Source organism: Pseudomonas sp. 18175, assembly GCF_050432925.1.
In the GTDB taxonomy this organism is placed as follows: Bacteria; Pseudomonadota; Gammaproteobacteria; order Pseudomonadales; family Pseudomonadaceae; genus Aquipseudomonas.
On sequence record NZ_JBKFTO010000050.1, the window covers coordinates 1 to 2,319 of the forward strand.

The following is a 2,319-nucleotide window of genomic DNA, read 5'->3' on the forward strand; positions in this document are numbered from 1 at the left end:
TCGATGCGGCAACAACTCCCCAATCTCACTCGCCCGCTGCGTCGGCAGGCGAGTAAGAACGTCCTTCAGATAAGCATACGCATCATGCCCGTTGAGCTTGGCCGACTGGATCAAACTCATCAGCGCCGCCGCACGTTGACCGCTGCGCAGTGAGCCTGCAAACAACCAGTTCTTCCGCCCAAGCGCCCATGGTCGTATCTGATTTTCGAGGTGGTTATTGTCTATGGGTACCGTGCCGTCGTTGAGATAACGGCTCAACGCAGCCCAACGTTTGAGGCTGTAATCCAGCGCCTTGGTAATCCCCAAACCTTCATGCACAAGCTCGCGCTGGGCGATCATCCAGGCATGAAACGCATCCATCAGGGGCGCTGCTTTTTCCTGACGTATTCGTCGCCGGACATCCGGTTCCAAATCGCGAACTTCGCGTTCAACTTCATATAAAGCCGCGATGTACCGCAACGCTTGCTCGGCAAGCACGCTTTTATTGGTGACGTGCAGGTCGTAGAACTTACGGCGGGCGTGGGTCATGCAGCCGATTTCAGTGACGCCAAGTGCAAAACTGGCTTTGTAACCACTGTAATCATCACAGACCAATTTGCCTTTCCAGTCGCCGAGGAAGTTGCGGGCATACTCGCCCGAGCGGCCAGGGCTGAAGTCGTACACCACCGCGCTTATCTCGGCGAACGCGGTCGTGGCGTAGCCCCAAACATAAGCACGGTGGGTTTTCTTCTCGCCCGGTGCGAGCATCTGCACCGGCGTTTCATCGACATGCACCACGTTGTGCTCAAGCACGATTTCGCGCAGGGCATCGACCAGTGGCTGTAATTGCACACCGCAAGCACCGACCCAACTGGCCAGCGTTGAACGAGGAATCGCGAGACCGGCCCGCCCGAAGATTTGCTCCTGGCGGTACAGCGGTAAATGATCGGCGTATTTCGCGATCATCACCTGGGCCAACAGTCCGGCAGTCGGGATGCCTTTGTCGATCACCTGTGCCGGTACTGGCGCCTGAATCAAGGTTTCGCAGTCGTCGCAAACCCATTTGCCACGAATATGCCGTTCAACGCGAAACACGCCCGGCGTGTAGTCGAGCTTTTCGCTGACGTCTTCGCCGATGCGCTTGAGGGCGCAGCCGCATTGGCATTGAGTGTTTTCTGGATCGTGATGAATCAGCGTGCGCGGAAACTCGGCAGGCAATGCAGTGCGCTTGGGTTGCTGGCGGATTGCTGATTGCGCTGGCTTTGGTGCCAGGATTTCAAGCTCTGCTTCGATGGCGGCCAGGTCGGTCTCAATCAGGTCGTCGAGCAAGCTGGCCTGATCCGGACTAAACGACTCGGAGCGTTTGGCGAAGCGGTGGCGTTTGAGCAGGGCTATTTCGTGAATGAGTTGCTGGTTGCGGGTCTTCTGATGAAACACCTCTTTGTCGAGGCTCGCCAGTTGCGTATCTAGATGCTCAACGCGTTTGAGCAACTGCGCAGCGAGGCTGCGCAGTTGTTCGGTGTCGAGCTGATCGAGAGGAGTAGTAGGAATCATGGCGATGACTCTGCCCGATCTGCTGATCGATGTATGTCATCCATGTCTCTTAATGGTTACGGATGGCTCCGTCAGACCCAAGGCGCTGCCAGGGAAGACCGACCACCAGTGCCTGTAACTGCTCGGGACTTAACTCCATTTGATCGCCATGCCGATTACTCGGCCAGGAGAATTTTCCTTGATGTAGACGGCGTGCCGCCAACCAAACGCCCAGCCCGTCGTGCACCAACACTTTCATGCGGTTGCCTCGACGGTTGGCAAAGAGATAAGCACAGTGCGGCTGCGCCGCACCGAAGACAGACACGACTCGTGCGAGGGCTTTCTCGGTGCCGGAGCGCATATCCATCGGTTCGGTGGCCAGCCAGATTGCGTCGATGCGGATCACGAAGCAAGTCCACGGACAAAACGGACACACCCTTCGGGATCAGAAGACGGCCATTTCACCGTGATGGTGTGCTCGCCAAATGGCAGCTCGATGATCACCGATGACTCGGCCTGTCTTTTCGGGGCGACCTTTACCGGAACAAACGCCGGCAGGTTTGCGGGTGGTTGATCTCGGAAAAGTGGTAGCCACTTACGGATCACGTTGGCATTGATGCCGTGACTGATGGCTACGCTGGAAATGGAGGCGCCGGGTTGCAGGCATTCCTGGACAACCTGGGCTTTGAACGACTTGGGGTAAGAGCTTCGTTGGCGCATTTAAGGGCTATCGCGTCCGCTTAAAAATAGGCGGACACCATCGCCCTTAATTTGGGAGATCGGTAGGCGTGTTCACCGTTCGCTTAC

Annotated in this window: 3 protein-coding genes; all 3 read right to left on the reverse strand. The window is 56.9% G+C overall.

Going from position 1 to position 2,319, the window contains the following annotated elements:
* The coding region (gene tnpC / locus ACLD1Y_RS31550) for an IS66 family transposase (RefSeq protein ID WP_429481539.1) at positions 1 to 1,533 on the reverse strand (1,533 nt) is incomplete at its 3' end.
* A 49-nt stretch (positions 1,534 to 1,582) separates the two neighbouring features.
* Entirely contained in the window at positions 1,583 to 1,918 is a 336-nt protein-coding gene (tnpB, locus tag ACLD1Y_RS31555) for an IS66 family insertion sequence element accessory protein TnpB (RefSeq protein ID WP_429481540.1), read from the reverse strand.
* Positions 1,915 to 2,232, reverse strand: a complete 318-nt coding sequence (gene tnpA / locus ACLD1Y_RS31560; RefSeq protein WP_429481541.1) for an IS66-like element accessory protein TnpA — start codon at positions 2,230 to 2,232, stop codon at positions 1,915 to 1,917. The genes tnpB and tnpA overlap by 4 nt, the downstream gene beginning before the upstream one ends.
* Between the last annotated feature and the right edge of the window lie 87 nt (positions 2,233 to 2,319).